General features: G+C 58.0%; 19 protein-coding genes. 11 read left to right on the top strand and 8 right to left on the bottom strand.

What is annotated here, in order from left to right; genetic code table 11:
* Position 1: 1 nt before the first annotated feature.
* Positions 2-1,108: a GGDEF domain-containing protein gene (locus I6N98_RS17500; protein ID WP_198569607.1), complete on the top strand. Its 1,107-nt coding sequence runs from the start codon at positions 2-4 to the stop codon at positions 1,106-1,108.
* 22 nt (positions 1,109-1,130) lie between these two features.
* On the opposite strand, the gene I6N98_RS17495 is transcribed toward I6N98_RS17500, so the two are convergent.
* A complete protein-coding gene (locus I6N98_RS17495; protein WP_198569606.1) occupies positions 1,131-1,631 on the bottom strand; it encodes an NUDIX domain-containing protein in 501 nt (166 codons plus the stop codon).
* A 206-nt stretch (positions 1,632-1,837) separates the two neighbouring features.
* Here I6N98_RS17495 and I6N98_RS17490 point away from each other — a divergent pair, with 206 nt between their 5' ends.
* Entirely contained in the window at positions 1,838-2,626 is a 789-nt protein-coding gene (locus I6N98_RS17490; protein WP_198569605.1) for an SDR family NAD(P)-dependent oxidoreductase, read from the top strand.
* Positions 2,627-2,658: 32 nt separating this feature from the next.
* Here the strand turns inward: I6N98_RS17490 and I6N98_RS17485 are convergent, their stop codons facing one another.
* From I6N98_RS17485 to trxA, 5 genes are all read right to left on the bottom strand, one after another.
* Positions 2,659-2,910: a DUF5062 family protein gene (locus I6N98_RS17485; RefSeq protein ID WP_198569604.1), complete on the bottom strand. Its 252-nt coding sequence runs from the start codon at positions 2,908-2,910 to the stop codon at positions 2,659-2,661.
* 77 nt (positions 2,911-2,987) lie between these two features.
* On the bottom strand, positions 2,988-4,142 hold the full coding sequence (gene hemW, locus I6N98_RS17480; RefSeq protein ID WP_198569603.1) for a radical SAM family heme chaperone HemW: 1,155 nt from the start codon (positions 4,140-4,142) through the stop codon (positions 2,988-2,990).
* A 21-nt stretch (positions 4,143-4,163) separates the two neighbouring features.
* Positions 4,164-5,639 carry a 4-hydroxy-3-polyprenylbenzoate decarboxylase gene (ubiD, locus tag I6N98_RS17475; protein ID WP_198569602.1) on the bottom strand — a complete coding sequence of 492 codons (1,476 nt, stop codon included), beginning with the start codon at positions 5,637-5,639 and terminating at the stop codon, positions 4,164-4,166.
* Positions 5,640-5,693: 54 nt separating this feature from the next.
* Entirely contained in the window at positions 5,694-6,962 is a 1,269-nt protein-coding gene (gene rho / locus I6N98_RS17470) for a transcription termination factor Rho (RefSeq protein ID WP_198569601.1), read from the bottom strand.
* 233 nt (positions 6,963-7,195) lie between these two features.
* On the bottom strand, positions 7,196-7,522 hold the full coding sequence (gene trxA / locus I6N98_RS17465; protein ID WP_198569600.1) for a thioredoxin TrxA: 327 nt from the start codon (positions 7,520-7,522) through the stop codon (positions 7,196-7,198).
* Between the two features lie 328 nt (positions 7,523-7,850).
* On the opposite strand from trxA, the gene elbB reads away from it, so the two are divergent.
* Entirely contained in the window at positions 7,851-8,504 is a 654-nt protein-coding gene (gene elbB / locus I6N98_RS17460) for an isoprenoid biosynthesis glyoxalase ElbB (protein WP_198569599.1), read from the top strand.
* A complete protein-coding gene (gene waaA, locus I6N98_RS17455) occupies positions 8,504-9,760 on the top strand; it encodes a lipid IV(A) 3-deoxy-D-manno-octulosonic acid transferase (protein WP_198569598.1) in 1,257 nt (418 codons plus the stop codon). Before elbB ends, waaA begins: the two co-directional genes overlap by 1 nt.
* A 139-nt stretch (positions 9,761-9,899) precedes the next feature.
* Here the strand turns inward: waaA and I6N98_RS17450 are convergent, their stop codons facing one another.
* Positions 9,900-11,315 (bottom strand): TolC family outer membrane protein, encoded by a 1,416-nt coding sequence (locus I6N98_RS17450; protein WP_198569597.1) that lies wholly within the window; start codon positions 11,313-11,315, stop codon positions 9,900-9,902.
* 185 nt (positions 11,316-11,500) lie between these two features.
* On the opposite strand from I6N98_RS17450, the gene I6N98_RS17445 reads away from it, so the two are divergent.
* From I6N98_RS17445 to I6N98_RS17420, 6 genes are all read left to right on the top strand, one after another.
* Positions 11,501-11,947 carry a DUF1249 domain-containing protein gene (locus I6N98_RS17445; RefSeq protein WP_232787397.1) on the top strand — a complete coding sequence of 149 codons (447 nt, stop codon included), beginning with the start codon at positions 11,501-11,503 and terminating at the stop codon, positions 11,945-11,947.
* A gap of 155 nt (positions 11,948-12,102) precedes the next feature.
* Positions 12,103-12,930, top strand: coding sequence for a 3',5'-cyclic-AMP phosphodiesterase (gene cpdA / locus I6N98_RS17440; protein ID WP_198569595.1), 828 nt, complete (start codon positions 12,103-12,105; stop codon positions 12,928-12,930).
* Positions 12,931-12,948: 18 nt separating this feature from the next.
* Entirely contained in the window at positions 12,949-13,542 is a 594-nt protein-coding gene (locus tag I6N98_RS17435) for a YqiA/YcfP family alpha/beta fold hydrolase (protein ID WP_198569594.1), read from the top strand.
* A 72-nt stretch (positions 13,543-13,614) separates the two neighbouring features.
* Positions 13,615-15,504, top strand: a complete 1,890-nt coding sequence (gene parE, locus I6N98_RS17430; RefSeq protein ID WP_198569593.1) for a DNA topoisomerase IV subunit B — start codon at positions 13,615-13,617, stop codon at positions 15,502-15,504.
* Positions 15,505-15,648: 144 nt separating this feature from the next.
* Positions 15,649-16,074, top strand: coding sequence for a c-type cytochrome (locus I6N98_RS17425; RefSeq protein WP_337924600.1), 426 nt, complete (start codon positions 15,649-15,651; stop codon positions 16,072-16,074).
* Between the two features lie 257 nt (positions 16,075-16,331).
* Positions 16,332-17,255, top strand: coding sequence for a trypsin-like peptidase domain-containing protein (locus I6N98_RS17420; RefSeq protein ID WP_198569592.1), 924 nt, complete (start codon positions 16,332-16,334; stop codon positions 17,253-17,255).
* A 151-nt stretch (positions 17,256-17,406) separates the two neighbouring features.
* On the opposite strand, the gene rep is transcribed toward I6N98_RS17420, so the two are convergent.
* A complete protein-coding gene (gene rep / locus I6N98_RS17415) occupies positions 17,407-19,413 on the bottom strand; it encodes a DNA helicase Rep (protein WP_198569591.1) in 2,007 nt (668 codons plus the stop codon).
* 393 nt (positions 19,414-19,806) lie between these two features.
* Between rep and I6N98_RS17410 the strand changes: the two genes are divergently transcribed.
* Entirely contained in the window at positions 19,807-21,402 is a 1,596-nt protein-coding gene (locus I6N98_RS17410) for a TolC family protein (protein WP_198569590.1), read from the top strand.
* The last annotated feature ends 8 nt before the right edge of the window (positions 21,403-21,410 follow it).

The raw sequence follows: 21,410 nt of genomic DNA, 5'->3' as shown, positions 1-21,410 counted from the left end.
AATGTTGCACTTACTTACCCGGCTGAGAAATCCGCGGTCTATTGCCCAGCATCGCGCCACCGATCCGGAAGCGGTGCGGCGGCGCTTTGTGCCCCTGATAATTATGGGTGTGGTGTTCCTGTCTGGCTTACTGATGATTACCACCGTATTTTTTGTGCCTTTGCAGCCGGCCGGGCAGGCAATGGTGCGCAACTACGGGGTAATGGTGTCGCTTGGCTCAATGGTGGCGGGCTTTATATTTTACGCGCTGGACCGCCGGATACTGGCTCTCAACGTGTTTATGGCGGCGATGGTATTGGGCTTGGTGGACATCATTATGGACACCAGTGGTATTGAGGCGCCCGGGGTGATTCTGCTGCTGGTGATGCCGGTATTGGCCACTGTCAGTGTTGGCGTGATAGCCGGCTGGCTATGGACTTTGGTTATTGCGCTGCTGCTGTCGGGGTTTTACTTTGCCGATGAGCTGGGTTTGCGGGTCGACAACATCATGCAATCCGCCAATCGCGCCATCGGCATTTACATTACCGCGCTGGTGAGTCTGATCATGACGATGTCCACCGTAGCCTACTACGAGGTTAACCGCCGTCGGCAAAATCGCCGTGTAAGAGAAGAACACGAACTGGCGGTATTTCACGCCCGTCACGATCCCTTGACCAATCTCTACAATCGTCGCTACCTAACCATGATGATGGAGCGGCAGATTGTTCAGCGACCCGAAGTGCCCTTTGCGGTGCTGTATGTGGACCTCGATAAATTCAAGCCCATCAATGATCAATTTGGGCACCACGTCGGCGACGCGCTGCTGGTTGAAATTGCCGACCGCCTGCAAGAGAGCTTTCGCGAACAGGACAGCTGTTGCCGCATCGGCGGTGATGAGTTTTGTGTGTTGCTGCACATGGCGCCCTCAGACCCCATTGAGCCACTGGTTGAGCGCATTGCTGACGAGATTGCCCGGCCTATTCACATCGAGGGGCGCGAGCATATCGCCAGTGCGTCCATAGGCTACGCCATCTACCCGGAAGACGGTGCCACCTGCGACGCACTGCTGGTGGCAGCGGATCGCCGGATGTACCGGGCCAAGCAGGCCAGCCGTGTATCCTCTCGTTGACCTGCCCGGTTAACTGGCGTCGTTAAAAGGCCTGCTCTGGTGGCCGCCCCAAGCGGGCTTCCACCCACTCGTTAATCGCCAGACCTGTCCCCATGCCCCAGCCCTTGAGTTCTTCTACCGGTACGATTTTGTAGTCGTCCAATTCCTCATTGAGCTTGATCTCACCGGCGCCGCGCACATGATAGGCGATGATTACCTGATTCTGCTGGGCAAAGCCGTACACGCCGATCAAACTGGTTTCCACCGCGTGAAGGTTCAGTTCCTCAAGGGTTTCCCGTTTGGCACATTCCAGTGGATCCTCGCCGGCTTCGAGAAAGCCGGTGATAATGGAGTAAAACTTCTTGGGCCAGTTGACGTTGTGGGCCATCACCACGCCGCCGTCGACCTCCACAATCATCGCCACCACCGGAGTGGGGTTGTTGAAGTGGATATAGCCACAGCTTTGTTCGCCGCAGCCTTTGCGGATCTCGCCGTCGATCAGGACGTCGCCCAGTGGGGTGGCGCATTGGGGGCAATAATTCATTACTATTCCTATGCAATTAATGTGAGCGGGTCCCTGAGTGGGTCCAGGCAACGCTCGGGTGCGGGCTATTTTGCCACAATAGAGAAGGCTTGCCCCCGCACCGAGATCAATCCGTCGTATTGTGCCAGTATAGTCTGCGCCCGTAGCGATGGATGCCGGGCGCTATAAACAACAATAACGGCCGCACAGGCCGGTGGGGAGACACTATGGATCTACAGCTGGGCAACCGGATTGCGTTGGTCACTGGCAGTCATCGCGGTACGGGAGAGGTGATCGCCGCGACCTTGGCGAAAGAGGGGGCGACCGTCATCGTTCACGGTCCGGAGCCGGAAGCCGCGCAGCGAGTTGCAGGGCAGCTCAAGCGGGGCTACGCAGTGTGGGGCGATGTTTCCACCGAGGCCGGCTGCCTCCAGGTGGCCGAGCAGGTCACTGGCCTGGTGGGTGAGATTGATATCCTGGTGAACAACTACGGCGTGGCCAGCACCGGGAAATGGAGCTCCACCTGCAATGGCGACTGGGTGGAGAGCTACCAGCACAACGTGTTGTCGGCGGCGCGGCTGATCCAGCATTTTGTGCCGGAGATGAAGCAGCGGGGATGGGGGCGCATTGTGCAGTTGGGCACCATTGGTAGCCATCAGCCCAATAACATTATGCCGGATTACTACTCGGCCAAGGGGGCGTTAGCCACCATGACTGTCAGCCTAGCGAAAGAATTGAGCAATACAGGGATTACCGTCAACACGGTGTCGCCGGGCTATATTCGCACCCCGGAGGTGGAGGCGAGTCTGCGCCAGCGGGCGCAAAAGAAAGGTTGGGGGGAAGACTGGAAGGAGATCGTCAAACAGGTAGTGGCCCATGACTATCCCAATCCCTGTGGGCGCTTGGCGGAGCGTCAGGAGGTGGCCGATCTGGTGGCCTTTATCTGCTCTAACCGTGCCGGCTACATCAACGGTCAGAATATCCGCATAGACGGTGGCGCGGTGCGCTATGTGTAGCCCGGGTTAGTGCTTTTCCTGCGCCTTGTTTTTCAAGTGTCCGTCTTTTTTTCAAGAGACTGGGCCCACAGCGCCAGTCGATGGCGAATGGTTTGCTGTGAAACCTGCAGCTCTGGCATAGGTTGAATCAGCTTATCTTTCACCAGTAGCCGGTAGATAAACTCCATTTTTTCATTGCTGGAGTCGCTGGCTTCAAACTTGGCAGCACCGCGTTTTTCCGCATAACTGGTGCCGATGGCAATGGCCTTGCGGACCAATTCCTTTTCGTTTTCCAGCTTCTTCATGGCTCTTTCCCCTGCGCTGCCGATGAGATTCATACTGGCAGATTGCCTCTGTCTTGCATAGCGGGGCGGAGGCGGCTTTATGGCAGAAAGGCGGTAAGAATACTGTCCAGATAGTCAAAGCCCCGGGCGGTGGGCTGAATAAGTTGGCTGGATGCCTCCAGCAGGCCTTGCTCCTGTAGCAGCTCAATGTTTGGAGCAATGACTGACAGCGATAGCCCGGTGCGCTGTTCAAACACGGAAGCCGGGATGCCGTCCCGCAGTCGCAGGACGTTCATCATAAACTCCAGCGGCAGGTCCTCTGTAGCGATCCACTGTTGTTTGCTGGTGCGGGACGGGCCACGCTGTAAATAATCTTCAGGTTTGCGGGTTTTTTGGTAGCGTAGGATGCGGCCATCGGCTTGGGTGATTTTGCCGTGGGCGCCGGCACCCAGTGCCAGGTAGTCACCGAACTGCCAGTAGTTGAGGTTATGGCGTGCCCGATGTCCGGGCCGGGCAAAGGCCGATACCTCGTAGCGATGAAAGCCGGCCTGGGCTAGAAGGCTTAATCCCGTTTGCTGGATATCGGCCATGTCGTTTTCCACCGGCAGGGTGGGGGGACGCTTGTAGAACTCAGTATTGGGCTCAATGGTGAGCTGGTACCAGGAGATATGGGGCGCACCGGCGTCGATGGCGGCCTGTAAATCCCGCTGAGCCGCTTCGGTGCTCTGGCCGCTGAGGCCGTGCATTAAATCGACATTGAAGCTGTCGAAACCGGCCTTTCGCGCCTGGTCGATGGCAATCAGGGCGTGATCGCTGCTGTGGATTCGGCCCAGCGCCCGCAGTTGTTCGGAGGCAAAGCTTTGCACGCCGATGGAGAGTCGGTTGATGCCGGCCTCGCGATAACCGGCAAAGCGCTGGCCTTCCTGGTCACCGGTTTCCACCACCGTGCCGGGGTTGGCCTCAAGGGTGATTTCGCAGTCGGCGGCGAAGCTGAGCTCCCGCCGCAAGCCATGGAAAAGCGTCGAGTAAGCGGTTGGCGAAAACAGGCTGGGGGTGCCGCCGCCGATAAACACCGTGTTGATCTCGCGGCCCTGAACCTTATCCAGATCCTGCTGCAAATCTTCAAGCAGCGCTGCCACGTAGGCCGCCTCCGGCAGCTCACTTTGCCGAGCGTGGGAGTTAAAGTCGCAGTAGGGGCACTTGCGCACGCACCAGGGGATATGAATGTATAAGGAAAGCGGCGGCAGCGTCATATTGTCTGACCCAAACTCGGATTACTTGGGCAGATTGATGCCGAGCTTGTCCCAGATCTGGTCGATTTTATCCACCACCTCCGGTGCGCGACTGATGGGGCGGCCCCACTCCCGGTCGGTTTCACCGGGCCATTTGTTGGTAGCGTCCATCCCCATCTTAGAGCCCAGTCCCGAGACCGGCGAGGCAAAATCCAGGTAATCGATGGGGGTGTGATCCACCATCACCGTATCCCGCTGGGGGTCCATGCGGGTGGTAATAGCCCAGATCACATCGTTCCAATCCCGGGCATTGACGTCGTCATCGCAAACGATCACGAACTTGGTATACATAAACTGGCGCAGAAAGGACCACACACCAAACATCACTCGCTTGGCATGGCCGGGGTACTGTTTTTTGATGGTGACCACGGCCATCCGGTAGGAGCAGCCCTCCGGGGGCAGGTAGAAGTCAATAATCTCCGGAAACTGCCGCCGCAGCATCGGCACCAACACTTCGTTTAAGGCGACGCCCAGTACCGCTGGCTCGTCCGGTGGTCGGCCAGTGTAGGTGCTGTGGTAAATGGCGTTTTTGCGCTGGCTGATATGGGTCACGGTGAACACGGGGAAGCGTTCTACTTCGTTGTAGTAGCCGGTGTGGTCGCCGTAAGGGCCCTCATCGGCCATTTCGCCGGGGGCGATATAGCCTTCCAGAATAATTTCCGAGGAGGCCGGCACCTGCAAGTCGTTGCTCAGGCTTTTGACCAGCTCGGTCTTCTCGCCTCGCAGCAGGCCGGCAAAGGCGTATTCACTCAGCGTATCGGGGATGGGAGTCACCGCGCCTAAGGTGGTGGCGGGGTCCGCCCCCAGGGCAACAGAGATCGGAAAATTTTGCCCCGGACTGGCAGCTTGAAACTCTTGAAAATCCAGCGCGCCGCCGCGATGGGATAGCCAGCGCATAATCAGCTTATTGCGACCGATCAGCTGCATGCGATAAATGCCAAGGTTCTGCCGTTCTTTATTGGGCCCTTGGGTAATAACCAGTGGCCAGGTGATCAAGGGCGCGGCGTCGGCGGGCCAGCAGGTTTGAATGGGCAGCTTGTATAAATCGACCTGCTCCCCTTCCTGCACAATTTCCTGACAGGGAGCACTGTTGACGACCTTGGGCCCCATATTGAGGACCTGTTTGAATATCGGCAGTTTGCTCCAGGCATCCCGCAGGCCTTTGGGGGGATCGGGCTGGCGCAAAAATGCCAGTAGCTCGCCGATTTCGTGAAGGGCTTCAATGCGGTCCTGGCCCATGCCCATCGCCACCCGCTTTTCGGTGCCGAACAGGTTGGCCAATACCGGCATGTCGAATCCGGTGGGATTTTCAAACAGCAGCGCCGGGCCGCCGGCGCGCAGCACCCGGTCGCAGATTTCGGTCATTTCCAGATTGGGGTCGACGGGATGGGCGATGCGTTGCAGCTCGCCCTTTTTTTCCAGGTGCTTGATGAAGGCTCTGAGATCGCGGTAGGCCATAGCTGCGTGTGCGGAGCCTGAGGGCCAGATTGTGGACGGCCCTAACAGCCCGGCTTATTTCCTTTTCATCGAATCGAAGAATTCACTGTTGGTCTTGGTGTCCTTGAGCTTGTCGATCAAGAACTCAATGGCAGGAGTATCCTCCATGCCGTGCAGCAGTTTACGCAGAATCCACATGCGTTGGAGCTCGTCTTCGCCAGTCAATAGCTCCTCGCGGCGGGTGCCGGAACGACGAATGTTGATGGCGGGGTAGACTCGCTTCTCGGCGATCTTGCGGTCCAGGTGCAACTCGTTGTTACCGGTGCCCTTAAACTCTTCGTAAATCACTTCGTCCATTTTGGAGCCGGTATCGATCAGAGCCGTGGCGATGATGGACAGGCTGCCGCCTTCTTCCACATTCCGCGCCGCGCCGAAGAAGCGCTTGGGGCGCTCCAGGGCGTGGGCGTCGACACCACCGGTAAGTACCTTACCGGAGCTGGGCACGATGGTGTTGTAGGCCCGGGCCAGTCGGGTGATGGAGTCCAGCAGGATGACTACGTCTTTTTTGTGCTCGACCAGACGCTTGGCTTTTTCAATCACCATTTCTGCGACCTGGACGTGGCGAGCCGGCGGCTCGTCAAAGGTCGAGGCGACCACTTCTGCCCCTTTGGCACCGACTGAGCGCTGCATCTCGGTCACCTCTTCCGGGCGCTCGTCGATCAGCAGGACAATGACGTAACACTCTGGGTTGTTGCGGATAATGCTCTGCGCAATGTTCTGCAGCATCAGCGTTTTACCCGCTTTGGGTGGGGCAACGATCAGGCCGCGCTGGCCTTTACCGATGGGGGCGACCAGGTCGATGATGCGACCGGTCAGGTCTTCGGTGGAGCCGTTCCCTTGTTCCAGGGTGAGTCGGTCATTGGGGAACAGGGGTGTGAGGTTTTCGAATAAGACCTTGTTCTTGGATTGCTCAGGTTTGGCAAAGTTAACCTGATCGACTTTCAGCAGGGCAAAGTAGCGCTCGCCTTCTTTGGGGGGGCGAATTTTGCCGGAGATGCTGTCGCCGGTGCGAAGGTTAAAGCGGCGAATCTGGCTGGGTGAGACATAGATATCATCGGGGCCAGCCAAGTAGGAGCAGTCGGCGCTACGCAAAAAGCCAAAGCCGTCCTGCAATATCTCCAATACCCCATCGCCATGAATGTCCTCACCGCTTTTGGCGTGGCGCTTCAGGATGGAGAAGATAATGTCCTGCTTGCGCGACCGGGCGATATTGTCGAGCCCGATTTCTTTAGCGATTTCGAGCAGTTCTTGGGCCGGTTTGGTCTTAAGATCGGTGAGATTCATAGGTTTGAGTGTATTTGTATTGGCTAATAGGTCAGGTAAATAGAAATAGATGAGACGCGGTACCGGCGATCACGCAGCCGGCGCCTGCTAGACGCATTAAACAGAAGCGAAAAAGCTAGAGTGTTATTTGAATAGTCTCGGGGATTGCCGGAACTCTACCACCGAACAGGGGGGGCGTCCAGCGTTTGGCAAAAGCTCTGTAGCAACGATCAATATTGCCACAGAGCCTAATATTACAGGGCCGCGTCGATAAACTCGCAAAGCTGAGTTTTGGACAGGGCGCCTACCTTGGTGGCCTCGGCATTGCCGCCTTTGAACATCATCAAAGTGGGGATGCCGCGCACGCTAAATTTGGCCGGAGTTTCAGTGTTGGCGTCGACGTCGATCTTGCAGATCTTCACCTTGCCTTCATAGTCGCCGGAAATTTCGTCAAGCACCGGGGCAATCATTTTACAAGGGCCGCACCACTCTGCCCAAAAATCCACCAGTACGGGGATGTCGGACTTGAGCACTTCGTCCTCGAAGCTGCCATCGGTAACGTGAACGATATTGTCGCTCATCTTGATTCTCCGAAGTTGGGAGTTGCGTTGGAAATTTAGAAAGGACGGCGATCATATCATAGGATCGCTGCCAGTGTGAAAAACCACCGCCAGCGGCGATAATAGCCCCGCTGACAGGCTTCAACCACTGCGCAGAGGACTGGCTTTGCGTTACAGTGGCGATGGCAGCGCGATGAGCGCTGTCTTCACTCCTTACGAATATAGTGCCCTCTTGCCGCTCGAGCAAGCGTTGCGGCTGTTGCGGTGCAAGCGCACCGGAATTGGTAAGGATTTGAGTTGATGAAATTTCGGTCGACCGGGATTCGGCCGACCACAAAGGGAGCAAGCTATGACGAAGGTAGCAATTGTACTGAGCGGGTCCGGAGTCTTTGATGGCTCTGAGATCTACGAATCGGTTTTAACCTTTCTCGCTTTGGAAGAAAAAGGCGTGGAATACCAGTGTTTTGCGCCCGATATTCAGCAGCTTCATGTTATCAATCACCTCACGGGTGATGTCGCTGAGGGCGAGAGTCGCAATGTCCTGGTGGAGGCCGCCCGGCTGGCCCGGGGCGAAATCAAGGAGTTGGGAGAGGCCCGGGTGGAGGATTTTGATGCCCTGATTGTGCCGGGCGGTTTTGGTGCGGCCAAAAACCTCTCTGACTTTGCCATCAAGGGCGCCGACATGAGTGTACTGCCCGCATTCCTGGATTTTGCCAAAGGCATGCACGCGGCGGGCAAGCCAGTGGCGCTAATCTGTATCGCTCCCACCATGGCGGCGCGTATATTTGGTGATGGCGTCAAATGCACCATCGGCAATGCCGAGGATGTTGCCGAGGCGATCAACACCATGGGTGGCAAGCACCAGGCCTGCCCGGTAGACGAGGTGTGCATCGATGCCGACAACAAGCTGGTGACGACCCCGGCCTATATGTTGGCGGGTAGCATCAGCGAGGCTGGCAAAGGCATTCGGCGCTGTGTTGATGAAGTGTTGAAGCTGGTTTAGTGGCGCGTTTTTTATATAGTTCGCTGCTTTATCTGCTGTTGCCGCTGATCCTGCTGCGGCTGGCGTATCGCAGTTGGCGGGCGCCGGACTACCGGCGCCGCGTTGCCGAGCGCTTTGGCTTTTTTGCTCCCCCCCCGCAGACCGGAGGCCTTTGGGTGCACGCCGTGTCGGTGGGGGAGTCCATTGCAGCAGCGCCGCTGATAGAGCGCTTTCTCCAAAATCATCCCAATTTACCGGTGGTGGTGACCACCATGACGCCCACCGGGTCCGAGCGGGTGAGGGCGATGTTCGGTGAGCGGGTGTTTCACGTTTATGCACCCTACGATTTGCCGGGGTCGGTGGCGCGCTTTCTGAGCCGGGTGCAGCCCCGCGCCCTGGTGATTATGGAAACCGAAATCTGGCCCAATATGGTGTGCCAGACCCGGGATCGGAGCGTGCCGGTAGTGCTGGCCAATGCCCGCCTGTCGGCCCGCTCTGCCCGGGGTTATGCCCGCGTGAAGCCCTTAACAGAGGCGGTCTTCTCGCGATTCTCAATGGTGGCTGCCCAGAGTCAGGAGGACGCCGAGCGCTTTGTTGAGCTGGGTGTGGCCGCCGACTCTCTACAGGTGACCGGCAGCATCAAGTTCGATATTTCCCTCCGCGAGGAGCAGCGGCAGCATGCGCTTGAGTGGCGGCGGGACCTGGGTGCGCGACCTGTCTGGATCGCTGCCAGTACCCATGAGGGAGAGGACGACATTCTGCTGTCCGCTCATGCGGCGCTGAGAAAAGCGCAACCCGATGCTTTGCTGATCTTGGTGCCCCGTCATCCCGAGCGTTTTGACAGCGTGGCAGCCTTGGTTAAGCAAAAGGGCCTGTCCCTGGCGAGGCGCAGTCGCAGTGAGCAGGTGGCCGAGGTCGCGGTATTGCTGGGCGATACCATGGGCGAGTTAGTCACCCTGTTCGGCTGTGCGGACCTCGCCTTTATTGGCGGCAGCTTGGTGGAGCGGGGCGGGCACAACAGTTTGGAAGCGGCAGCCTGGGGCTTGCCGATTATCACTGGCCCCAGCGATTTTAACTTTGCTGAAATCAGCCGCCAGCTGCAGGAGGCGGGAGCGCTGATACCGTGCTCGCCATCGGCGTTACCCGATCAGCTTGTGGCATTGATGAAGGACGAAAGCCGCCGCGCCCGCATGGGCAGCGCGGCCAGTCAAGTGGTGGAATCCAATCGCGGTGCCTTAGAGCGCCTGTGTGGCATCGTCGACCGCCAGCTCGGTTAGTCCCGACCCGTAGGGCGGACATCGAATTGTATGTCCGCCTTTGTCCACCCGCAGATTTTCGGGAGTGAGCTCCACATGGTCGCGGCGGACAAAAAAACGTTGTCCGCCCTACGCGGGGTTGGGGTTGATCGCCTTTGACCTAACCTTTGGACAAGCTCGTCGATTCGCTCTCTGCCAGCCAATTGTTGAGGTTGGTGATATCCGCCGGGCTTAACGTGCCGGCATTTAACTTCAAGCGCAGCATGTTGACCACGTAGTCGTAGCGGGTGTTGGTGTAGTCCCGCATCGCGGCATAGAGCGCTCGTTGGGCATTCAGCACATCCACCACATTGCGAGTGCCTACTTCATAACCGGCTTCAGTGGCATCCAGGGCGCTGCGCGCCGAGACGATATTTTGCTTGCGGGCCTTCACCCGCTGAACGGCGGTATAGACGGCGATATGCTGGGCGCGGGTGCCGTTAACCACCTGCCTTTGGGTCAGTTGGGCGTTGTAGCGGGAGGCGTTGTACTGTTCGTAAGCCTGGCGGCGTCCGGCGCTGACGGCGCCACCGCTAAACAAGGGCATGCTGACGGTTAGGCGCAATGCTTCGGTTTCGGTTTCATTGTCTGGGGGGACAGAGAACGTGCTCTCCGGATTAAAACGACGGGAACCAGACATGTCCTCATTGGTGTAACTGAAGCTGCCAGACACTTTGGGCAAGTGCTCCATTTTCTTGGAGCGGGCGGTCTGGTAGGCAGCACCACTGGCGGCCTCGGCGACCTTTAACTGGTAATTGTTTTCCAGGGCAAATTCCACCCACTCGGCGCGGCTGGCGGGCTGGGGTTCGGCGATGGGGTAGCTGTCCTTGAGCGACTGCAACTTGCCGTGCTCCTGACCGGTGAGCAGGCTCAGGTTTTCCCGGGCAATAGCCAGGTCACCGTCAAAGGCCAGTCGCTGTGCCACCGCGTTATCGTAGGCGGCGCGGGACTCGTGCACGTCGGTAATGGCGATCAGACCGACGTCAAAACGCTCCTGAGTTTGTTCCAGCTGACGTTTGGCAGCGCGCTCTTCGGCTTTGGAGGCGTCGAGGTTCTCCCGGGCTCGCAGTACATTGAAATAGGCATCGGCCACCCGCACAATCAGTTGTTGTTGATCGTAGGCCAGTTGGGCTTCAGCCTGCTCGCTGAGCTTTTGCCCAGCGCGGAAGTTAAACCAGGCGGAGAGATCAAAGATCGCCTGGTTCAGGGTCAGCGAGAGCGATTCCGTTTCTGCATCAGTTGTCGTACTCTGGTCGATAACGGTCGGACTGCCGGTGGCTGATAGCGTAGTGCTTTTGCCGTCGGACTCGGTTTCCGCGTCCTGGTAATACGCTTGAGCGCTGATTTGCGGCAATAGCGCTGCCCGGCCCAGGTCTTCCGCTTCAATATTGGCGCGGTATGTGGCCTCGGCGGCTTTAAGCTGAGGATCGTTTTGAACTGCCAGTTCGTAGATGTCCAGCAGTGAGTCTGAGTGGGCAGACGCCGTGCCCAGCGTCGCTGCAATCGCTGCAGCAAGTAAACGACGTGTCGCAGTCATAGCGTTAACCTGTAACTGATGGAGGGGGCTGCGCGACGCAGTGTATCAGACTGCGTCGAAGGCGCTAATGATTATTAACAATTGGTATGAAATGGCGGCGCTCCGGTGAGCTTAACTACCGGGTTGTCGTTGCAAAGCTCGACCGGCGTTTGCCGTTGCCGTGACAGATGATGACGAGGAGTGTTGTGAATAGCGCACCCTATAAGGTGGATCTCAGTGCCCATCTCGCCGACTGTGAGATGAATTACCTGCGTCTGCAGAAAATCTTGCCGAATTCGCTGGAGGATGGGCAGTGCCTGCGTTTTCAAATGGGGACCTCGCAACTGGGCATCACCGTCATCGAACAGGCGCCCTACACGGCAATGTTGGAACTGCGGCTCAACCGCGCCAGCGGTGCAAGCTGGACCCGCGCCGAGTTGCAGGTGCGCATGTATCACGATGCGGCGCTTGCCGAGGTGGTGGCCTCGAAGGGCGGTCGTCCACTGCGACCTCGCTATCACTACCCCAATAGCGCCATGTACCAGCGGGATGAAAAAGCCCAGCGCAACCGTTTTCTGGGGGAGTGGTTGAGCTACTGCCTGCGCTGCGGCCACGCGCTGGATACGCCCATCACCTCGGTCGACTCACTGTAGTCCCGCTGTCCGTTGCCGCAAATTTGTGAACAGGGTCCACAAATTTGCGGAAATTTGACGACCTCCCTCTCATTCTGCGCTTAGTCGGCTGGATTCATGCAAGTCCCTTGCGTATAAACATCGTATAACGCAATACCGTAACTGTGAGCCGAAGTATGGGGCAGCGATCCATCGACAATTCAGCCAGCGACACTGCTGTGAGTAGCGGTGGGCGTGCCTATACCGTGGTGCAAATTAGCGACTGCCATTTGGGTAGCGAGCCCGGTGAGGCGCTGCTGGGGATGGATGCCGACCACAGTTTGGCTGCGGTAGTATCGCTGTTGCAACACGAGCAGGCCCACATTGATTTGCTGGTGGTGTCGGGAGATATGGCGGCAGATGCCAGCACTCAGGCTTATCGACGCTTGTTCCCGCTGCTTAACGGCGTGGCCGAGCGCATGGTCTGGCTGCCTGGCAATCACGACGATATCGATACGCTTCGGCAGATTGTGGCCAGTGATGTGCTGGCCAATCGAGTTGATTTGGGTGGCTGGCAACTGCTGATGCTGGACTCGGCGGTACCCGATCAGGTGGGTGGCCAGCTGCGCGGTGATCAGTTAGCGCTATTGGCCGATTTAGAGCCCGGCCGGCCGGCGGTAGTGTTTCTTCATCACCATCTTCAGCCGATTGGCTGCCAATGGTTGGATGAGCAGCGGGTCAGCAATGCCGATGCGTTCTTCTCCCAGCTGCCGGATTGCGTCAAGGCGGTGATCTGTGGTCACGTACATCAGGCGTCGGAAAATGAGCACCGCGGCGTGTCGCTGCTCACCACGCCCTCCACCTGCATTCAGTTCAAGCCCGGTAGCGAGGATTTTGCCCTGGATGACCTCAGTCCAGGCTATCGCTGGTTGCGCTTGCACCCAGGCGGCGAACTGGAAACCGGTGTCTCCCGGGTCTCGGGGGTGGAATTTCAGGTAGACTACGCGGCCAACGGTTATCAATAAACGCGCCAGGCCCACACTATGTTGACGGATATTGTTTATATCCACGGTTTTATCTCTTCCCCGCAATCCCTCAAGGCCCAGCAGTTGCTGCACTATATGCATGGTCTGGGCGGTGATTGCCGCGTACATATCCCGGCGCTGCCGGATTTTCCCGGGCCGGCAGCCGAGGTTTTAACGACGCTGGTTGAGCAGTGTCTCGGCCAGCCGCACGCTTCAGTGGGCCTGGTGGGCAGCTCCCTGGGGGGCTTTTTTGCCACGGTGTTGGCCGAGCGCTACGATCTGCGGGTGGTGTTGATCAACCCGGCAGTGCGGCCGGCAGAGCTGGCCAGCCATTTTCAGGGCGAGCACGAAAACCCCTACACTGGCTCGCGCTTTACTCTGGCTGCAGACGATGTGGCGGTGCTCACCGAGTTGCAGCCATCGGCGATTGTGCCAAAGCGATATCGGGTGCTGCTCCAGGAGGGCGATGAAACGCTAGACTACCGGCGCGCGGCGGATTTTTACCGCGGCAGTGAGCTGATTATTGAGCCCGGTGGCGACCACAGTTTTCAGGGCTTCGAGCGGCACTTGCCTGGGGTGCTGGATTTCCTCAACAATAGCGCTCCTGTTTAATCCTGAGCAACTCAACGCTAAGTCGTTCAACTTTTAACTACTTAAATCTAACAAGGGCGCCGACGAGTCAGTATGTCCAATTACACCTCCGAATCCATCGAAGTCCTGACCGGTCTGGAGCCGGTCCGCAAGCGGCCCGGTATGTACACCGATACCACCCGGCCCAACCACCTGGCCCAGGAGGTGATCGACAACAGTGTGGACGAGGCCCTGGCCGGTCACGCCAAAGAGATTCACGTTACCCTCCACGATGACGGCTCGCTGAGCTGCGCCGACGACGGTCGCGGTATGCCGGTGGATCCCCACCCGGAGCTGAAATTGCCGGGGGTGGAGGTTATCCTCAGCACCCTCCATGCCGGTGGCAAATTCTCCAACGATAACTACCAGTTCTCCGGTGGCCTGCACGGTGTTGGGGTGTCGGTGGTCAATGCGCTGTCGAAAAAGCTGGATGTGACTATCAAGCGCGATGGCCAGGTTCACCGCATCAGCTTTGCCGACGGTGAAAAAACCGACGACCTGGCGGTGATCGACAGCTGCGGCAAACGCAATACCGGCACCGAGGTGCGCTTCTGGCCAGACGGCAAGTATTTTGATTCCGCCAAGTTTTCCGTCCGCCGCCTCAAGCATGTGCTGCGGGCCAAGGCGGTCTTGTGCCCGGGCCTCAAAGTCCGCTTTAGCGACGAGACCGGTGAAGAGAGTGAAGAGTGGTATTACGAAGACGGCCTGCCCGACTACCTGGCCAGCAATACCCGGGAGCTGGAAACCCTGCCCAGCGAGCCCTTTGTCGGGCACTACTCCGGCAACACCGAGGCGGTGGACTGGGCGGTACAGTGGTTGCCCGAAGGCGGCGAGCTGCTGGCGGAGTCCTACGTCAATCTGATTCCCACGCCGCTGGGCGGCACCCACGTCAACGGTCTGCGCAGTGGTCTGTTGGACGCCATGCGGGAGTTTTGTGAATTCCGCAATATGATCCCCCGGGGCGTCAAACTGACCCCCGACGATATCTGGGACAAGTGTTGCTACGTGCTGTCCTCCAAGTTGGCGGACCCGCAGTTTTCCGGCCAAACCAAAGAGCGGCTCAGCTCCCGGGAGGCCTCGGCCTTTGTCGCCGGTGTGGCCAAAGATGCCTTCAGCCTGTGGTTGAACCAGCACACCGAAGAGGCGGAAAAGCTCGCTGAGCTGTGCATCGACAGTGCCCAAAGCCGCTTGCGCAAGGCTAAAAAAGTGGTGCGCAAGAAGGTCTCTGCCGGTCCGGCTTTGCCCGGCAAGTTGGCGGATTGCTCCGGTGCGGATACCGAGCGCTCTGAGCTGTTCCTGGTGGAAGGGGACTCGGCAGGCGGCAGTGCCAAGCAGGCCCGGGACCGTCAGTACCAGGCGATTCTGCCGCTGCGAGGCAAAATTCTGAACACCTGGGAGGTGGATTCCCAGCAAATACTGGCTTCTCAGGAGGTCCACGACATCTCGGTGGCCCTGGGTATCGACCCGGATTCCAGCGATTTGTCCGGTCTGCGCTACGGCAAGATCTGCATCCTCGCCGACGCCGACTCCGACGGTGCCCACATCGCTACCCTGTTGTGCGCGCTGTTTTTGCGTCACTTTCGCGCATTGGTGGAGCATGGCCACGTATTTATCGCCATGCCGCCCCTGTACCGGATCGACGTGGGCAAAGAGGTCTACTACGCCCTGGATCAGGCCGAGCGACAGGGGATTCTCGACCGAATCGAGGCCGAGAAAAAGAAAGGCAAGATCAGTGTCACCCGCTTTAAAGGGCTCGGTGAAATGAACCCCTTGCAGCTGCGCGAGACGGTCATGGACCCGGATACCCGGCGCTTGGTGCGTCTTGCCGTGGAGCCCGAAGATGAAACTGATACCCTGATGGATATGCTGTTGGGTAAAAAACGAGCCGCGGACCGCAAAACCTGGTTGGAGCGCCACGGCGACGAGGCGGAGGTGCTGGCCTGATTATTGTCGGCTGACAGTGCGCCATGAGTGGAGGAACGCTGCGCATGCGGCTATAATGCGCCGCTGATAATTTAAGCGCGTCGCCAGCTCTAGAGCCTCATCTAGCGGTCCCGCGCAAGCGGAGAGGAAGTAGCAGTGAAAAATATGATGATTAAGCGTGCCGCCGCGCTGGTGGCGCTGTTAACAGTAGCCGTGTCAGCTTGGGCATTGACCGATGCGCAGCGCGCCGAGGTTGAAGAGCGCATCAAGCCGGCTGGTCAGGTGTGTTTGCAGGGCGATGCCAGCTGTGGCTCTGCGATGGCAGCCGCCGGTGGTGGCGAAAAATCCGGTAAAGAAGTTTACGAAGGCTCCTGTCAGGGTTGTCACGCTGTTGGTGCCGGTGGCGCGCCGAAGTTGGGTGACGCCGAGGACTGGGCGGCTCGCACCGAGAAAGGGATGGATGCGGTCTATGCCAACGCCATCAACGGCTTTAACAATATCGGTATGATGCCGGCCAAAGGCCTGTGCATGAGCTGCTCTGATGACGAAGTCATCGCGGCTGTGGATTACATGGTGGAAAACAGCCAGTAATTGCCGAGTGCGTAATGCATGCTAGAAGCCGCGCCAAGCGCGGCTTTTTTGTACCCGTAGGTTGGGTTGACGTAGGAAACCCAACAATAATTGGCTGGCCATCACATGAGGGTTGGGTCTCCTGCATCAACCCAACCTGCGCGCTATTTGGCGGCTGGGCGGCCCAGAGCAATGATTGGCGGAAACCGCCTAGATCGACTCGGCCTTCGAATGACGTAATATAGGTTCATAATAATCAGCGATTCGGGGTGACAGCTATGCGTCCCAGCTTTATAAGGTCGGCCCTCGTGCTGTTGGTGTGCTTGGCAGTGACTGCCTGTGGTGGGTCCTCCAGCTCCAACGGCGGCAGCAGCTCGGTAGGCGGTATCGATCAGGGGCAAAATCAGGGTGGCAGCGGCGCCATCCCCATCCAGTTTGATGAACCCCGAGGCAGCCAGATACGCCCCGGCGTCAACATCGTTGCCAACGGTAGCTTGTGTACCTCAAATTTTCTTTACCGCCTCGGCGATCACACAGTGTATATCGGCGTCGCCGCCCATTGTTTCAGTGCCGACACCAATCAGGGTATTGACCCCTGCGAGGCCCAGAATCTGCCCATCGGCTTTGACCAGGTGCAAATCGAGAATGCCCAGTTCCCCGGCGAGCTGGTCTATAGCAGCTGGCAAGCGATGAAAGAGGTGGGGGAGTCTCCGGGTTCGGCGGCGTGCGTGTTTAATGATTTCGCTCTGGTGCGGGTCGACCCCCGGGATTATGCCAATATTCACCCGGCAGTCAGAGCCATCGGCGGGCCGCTGGCCCTGCGCAAAGGCATTGCGGAGGTTGGCGAGAGCTTTTCTGCATACGGGCGTTCACCCGACCATTTTGGTATAGAGCAACTGGAGACCCGCAGTGGCGCCATCACCGATGTTCTCGGCGGTGGCTGGTTTTACGAGACCGCCACCACCAACCCGTTGAACTCGGCCATTCCCGGCGATAGCGGCGGCCCGGTGCTGGACGGTCAGGGTCGGGCCTTGGCCGTCACCAGTGTGCTCACCTTCACCGCTGGACTGACCTTGACCCCCATCACCAACGGGGTGGTCAATCTCGATATGGCCTTGGAATACGCCATGGATAACGGCTTTATCAACCGGGGCGTCAGCTTGCTGACCTGGAGCGAGTTTTCACCGCCCGGATTCCTGTAGGGCGGACACCGCTTTTGTGTCCGCCGGTTTGTGGCACTGTGTTGGCGGACAGGTGAATCGCTGTCCGCCCTACGGATTGGGCGATCTATTTTGTTGGGGCTGCATGCCAATTGTTGTGTAGGGCGGACACGGTTTTGGTGTCCGCCGGGTATCACTCCAACATCGCCTTCAGGCTGGCCAAGGTCTCGCCGCCGCGTTTTTGATTTTGCGCCGGGTCGGCGTCGGCCCGGCCCTCCCACTCAAGGTCGCCTTGGGGGAGCTCATCCAAAAACCGGCTGGGTTCGCAGCTATTGTAATCACCAAAACTTTTGCGTTTGGCGCAGTAACTCAGGGTCAAGCTACGCTGGGCGCGGGTGATGCCCACGTAGCAAAGCCGTCGCTCTTCCTCCACCATATCGCCATCGATACTGTTCTGGTGGGGCAACAAGCCCTCCTCCATGCCGATCATAAACACATGGGGAAACTCCAAGCCCTTGGCGGCGTGGAGGGTCATCAATTGCACCAGATCGGGACTCTCTTCCTCTTCCTGCTGTCGCTCCAGTAGGTCTCTCAACACTAATCGGCTGATGGCATCCTCAAAGCTGTCTTCCCGCTCGGGGTCGGCGAGGGTTTTCTCGATCGAGCTGATCAGTACGTTGATATTGCCGTAGCGGCGCTCCGCCACCGCCACCGATGAGCTGTTCTGCAGCAGCCAATCAAAGTAATCGATGTCGCCACACAGTTGTTTGATGGCGGCGACGGGGTCCTCTTCGTAGCAGCGATAGCGCAGGCCATCCAGCCACGTGGTAAATTCCCGCAGGCGCTCGACGGCAGCCTCTGGTAGATGCTGCTGCAAGCCCATTTCCTCGCAGGCGCTGTACAGGCTGATTTCCCTCTCAGTGGCGTAGCGGCCCAGGGCTTCAAGGGTGGAAGTGCCAATTTTGCGGCGGGGCACGTTAACAATGCGCAGGAAGGCGTTGTCGTCGTCCTGGTTAATAATTAGCCGCAGATAGGCCATGATGTCCTTGATCTCGTTGCGGCCAAAAAAGGACGTGCCGCCACTGAGTTTGTAGGGGATCTGGTGGGCTTGGAGTTTGAGTTCCAGCAATCGCGACTGGTGGTTACCGCGATAGAGCACGGCGTAGTTACCAAAGCGACCCTGGGTGCGCAATTTGTGGTCGAGAATCTCGGTGACCACCCGCTCGCATTCCGCGTCCTCGTTGCGACAACGCACCACCCGGATCGGGTCGCCCAGGCCCAGTTCTGACCACAGCGCCTTGTCCAACTCGTGGGGGTTGTTGGCGATCACGGTGTTGGCGGCTTTCAGAATACGAGCTGTGGAGCGGTAGTTCTGCTCTAGCTTGATGACCTTGAGATCCGGATAGTCCTGGCCCAGCAGGGATAGATTTTCGGGCTTGGCGCCGCGCCAGGCGTAGATAGACTGATCGTCATCCCCCACTACGGTCAGGCCTCTGCGGTCCCCCACCAGTTGTTTCACCAGGTGATATTGGGCGGTGTTGGTGTCCTGGTACTCGTCCACTAACAAGTAGCGGATTTTTTTGCGCCACTTGTCGAGGATATCGCTGCGCTGATCAAACAGCAGTGCCGGTAGCAGAATCAGGTCGTCGAAATCCAGAGCATTGTAGGCCTTGAGTGCTTTCTGGTAGCGCAGGTAGGCCTGGGCGCAAAGCATGTCTGCTGGGGTTTCCGCTGCGGCGACGGCGGCATCCGGTTCGACAAATTCATTTTTCCAGCTGGAAATGCGCTGTTGGATGGTGCCGGCCTGGTCGCTGTCGCCGCCGTGTTCCTGAATCAGCAGGTCTCGAATCAGGGCCTGGGCATCTTCTGCATCAAAGATGGAAAAGCCGGATTTGTAACCCAGTGCCGCGTATTCCCGCCGCAAAATATTCATGCCCAGGTTGTGGAAGGTGGACACCGTCAGGCCTCGCGCCTCACTGCCCTGAACCAGGCTGCTCACCCGTTCCTTCATCTCCCGGGCGGCTTTGTTGGTAAAGGTCACCGCAGCGATATGGCGGGCTGGAATGCCGCATTGCTGAACTAAGTAGGCGATCTTGCGGGTAATCACGCTGGTTTTGCCACTGCCGGCGCCGGCCAGTACCAGAAGCGGGCCGTCGACGTAGTGCACGGCCTGGCGTTGTCGGTCGTTGAGTTTGCTCACAAAAAGTACTGTCCGGATGGAGGCGGGATGATTGCCGCCAAAATTGTATCAGTGCATCTAGCCCGGAATAAGGCGTGTTAGGAGAATAATTTACTGGTGGCGGAATTTAGGGTTATAAATAAGAGGGGCCTTGCCTGCCAATCCGCGTCTCTGCTAGAGTGCTGCGTTTCTGCGTGACCGACTACTTACTCGCCATCATAGTGTCAGTTCCGTCTCGTTATGGCCCGCCGCGCCGGGCTACAGTGGAGCGGAGTATGAGCTCTTTGTTCTTGTATTTCGATAATCCGTCCCCATTTACAGCGGATTCCGATGTGCCGTTTGTAGCGATGGCGACAAATGCGGTTACCAACACAATAAATCTGTGAACTCATGGAATGGAATAGGGAGCATGCGGTGGAAGGCGTAACCTTCTTGGGAGGCACCCTGGACAATCAGGGGCGTGAATCCTGGCGCCATGGAGCTCGGCGCAAAACTTCGGGGTCTATTCGCAAAGCCAACATGGGAGGTTTGGTTATTCTCTCATTGTTGTTTGCCGGCTGTGCTACCGAGCCTGAGCAGGGCCCCGTTGTTGAGACGGAGCTGGTAATGGCTGAAGAGGGCACCTCTTCATCTGCGCCGTCTGAGCAGGTCCAGGCCGTTGACAGTGATCAATCCTATCTTTACTCCGAGATGGAAGCGTCTCAGTCTGACAACCTTTCCTCAGGTGTGGAGTTTGATCTCGAGAAAGGCAATGTGGAGCTGGGAGGGCTGGAGTCCGGGCTGGTGCCCAAAGGGGAGGCCGATGAGCCTGCACTGGGTCTTGATCGGGCTTTGGCAGAAGTTTGGGCTAGCCACCCCAATGTGATTCGCGCCCAGTCAGAAATTGAAGCCGCAGGTTACGATCTATCTGGCGCCAAAACCGGTTTTTACCCCTATCTGTCTGTCACTGCCGTTGAGGCATCCAATGATGCCTCCAATACCTCGCTAAATATCATTCAGCCTATTTGGTCTGGTGGCCGGGTGAGTGCGGAAGTGCGTCAGGCCGAGGCGGAGCAAAACCGAGCGCTGGCTCAGCTTAACCAGACTCGCCTCGATCTCGCTCTGCAAACAGCCGAAGCGTATCTCAGTGTGATTCTTTTTGAAGAGCAGGGCATGCTGTGGCGCCGCTACATCTCCAGCTTGGAAGAGCTGCTGCGTATTATTCAAAACCGCGCCGACCAGGGCGTGTCGCCGCCAGTGGATATTCAGACCGCAGTGACCCGCCTGAGTCAGGCGCGCGCCGGGTTGGCGTCGAGCCGGGCCCAGCTCACCAGCAGTAAAAACAATCTGCAGTCTTTGCTGAATCATCCCATTCCCGAGTTGGGGTGGCCTAGCAGTCGCTATCATCTGTCCGAGTATGAGATAAACCGGATTATGACCGAGGAGGCGATCTCCTCTCACCCGGCGGGGCAGGTCGCGTTGGCAGATATTGCCGCGCAAGAAGCCGCGGTCAAAATCTCCAAAGCGTCCTTGTTTCCCTCGTTAAGTCTTCAATACCGCAAGCAGTTGGCGCAAGAGTCCGGTGATTTTACCCCCGATTCTTCAACCCGTTTGGTGCTGGAGTACACCTCCAGTGAGGGGCTGCGGGGTTTTAGCAGTTTGAAAGCGGTAAATCAGCGCCTCAATGCGGCCCGCCAGGATCTGGCGTTTGCGCGGCGGGATGTTCGGGACACTATTTCATCTGCCAAGGCCGAGCGCGATATTGCTCTAATGCAGTTTGATGCTCAGGTTGATGCTGCCAAATCGGCAGTTAAGTTGGTGGGTAGTTTTTTACGGCAGTTTAAAGTGGGCCGCAAAGCGTGGCTTGAGGTGCTCAACTCCCACCGGGAGGCCCACGAAGCGCTGCTACAGATTTCCAATATTAAGCGCAGTTACTGGTCGGCCAATATCCGCTTGGCGCTGCAAGGTATGTTGTGGGTTCGCGTCAATGAAGATGCGCCCTCTACCTACCTCGATCTCGAAGACGAATAGGTTTTTTG

The organism is Spongiibacter nanhainus (assembly GCF_016132545.1).
In the GTDB taxonomy this organism is placed as follows: Bacteria; Pseudomonadota; Gammaproteobacteria; order Pseudomonadales; family Spongiibacteraceae; genus Spongiibacter; species Spongiibacter nanhainus.
Note: the sequence above shows the minus strand (reverse complement) of the source record. Positions and strands in the feature narration are given on the sequence as shown.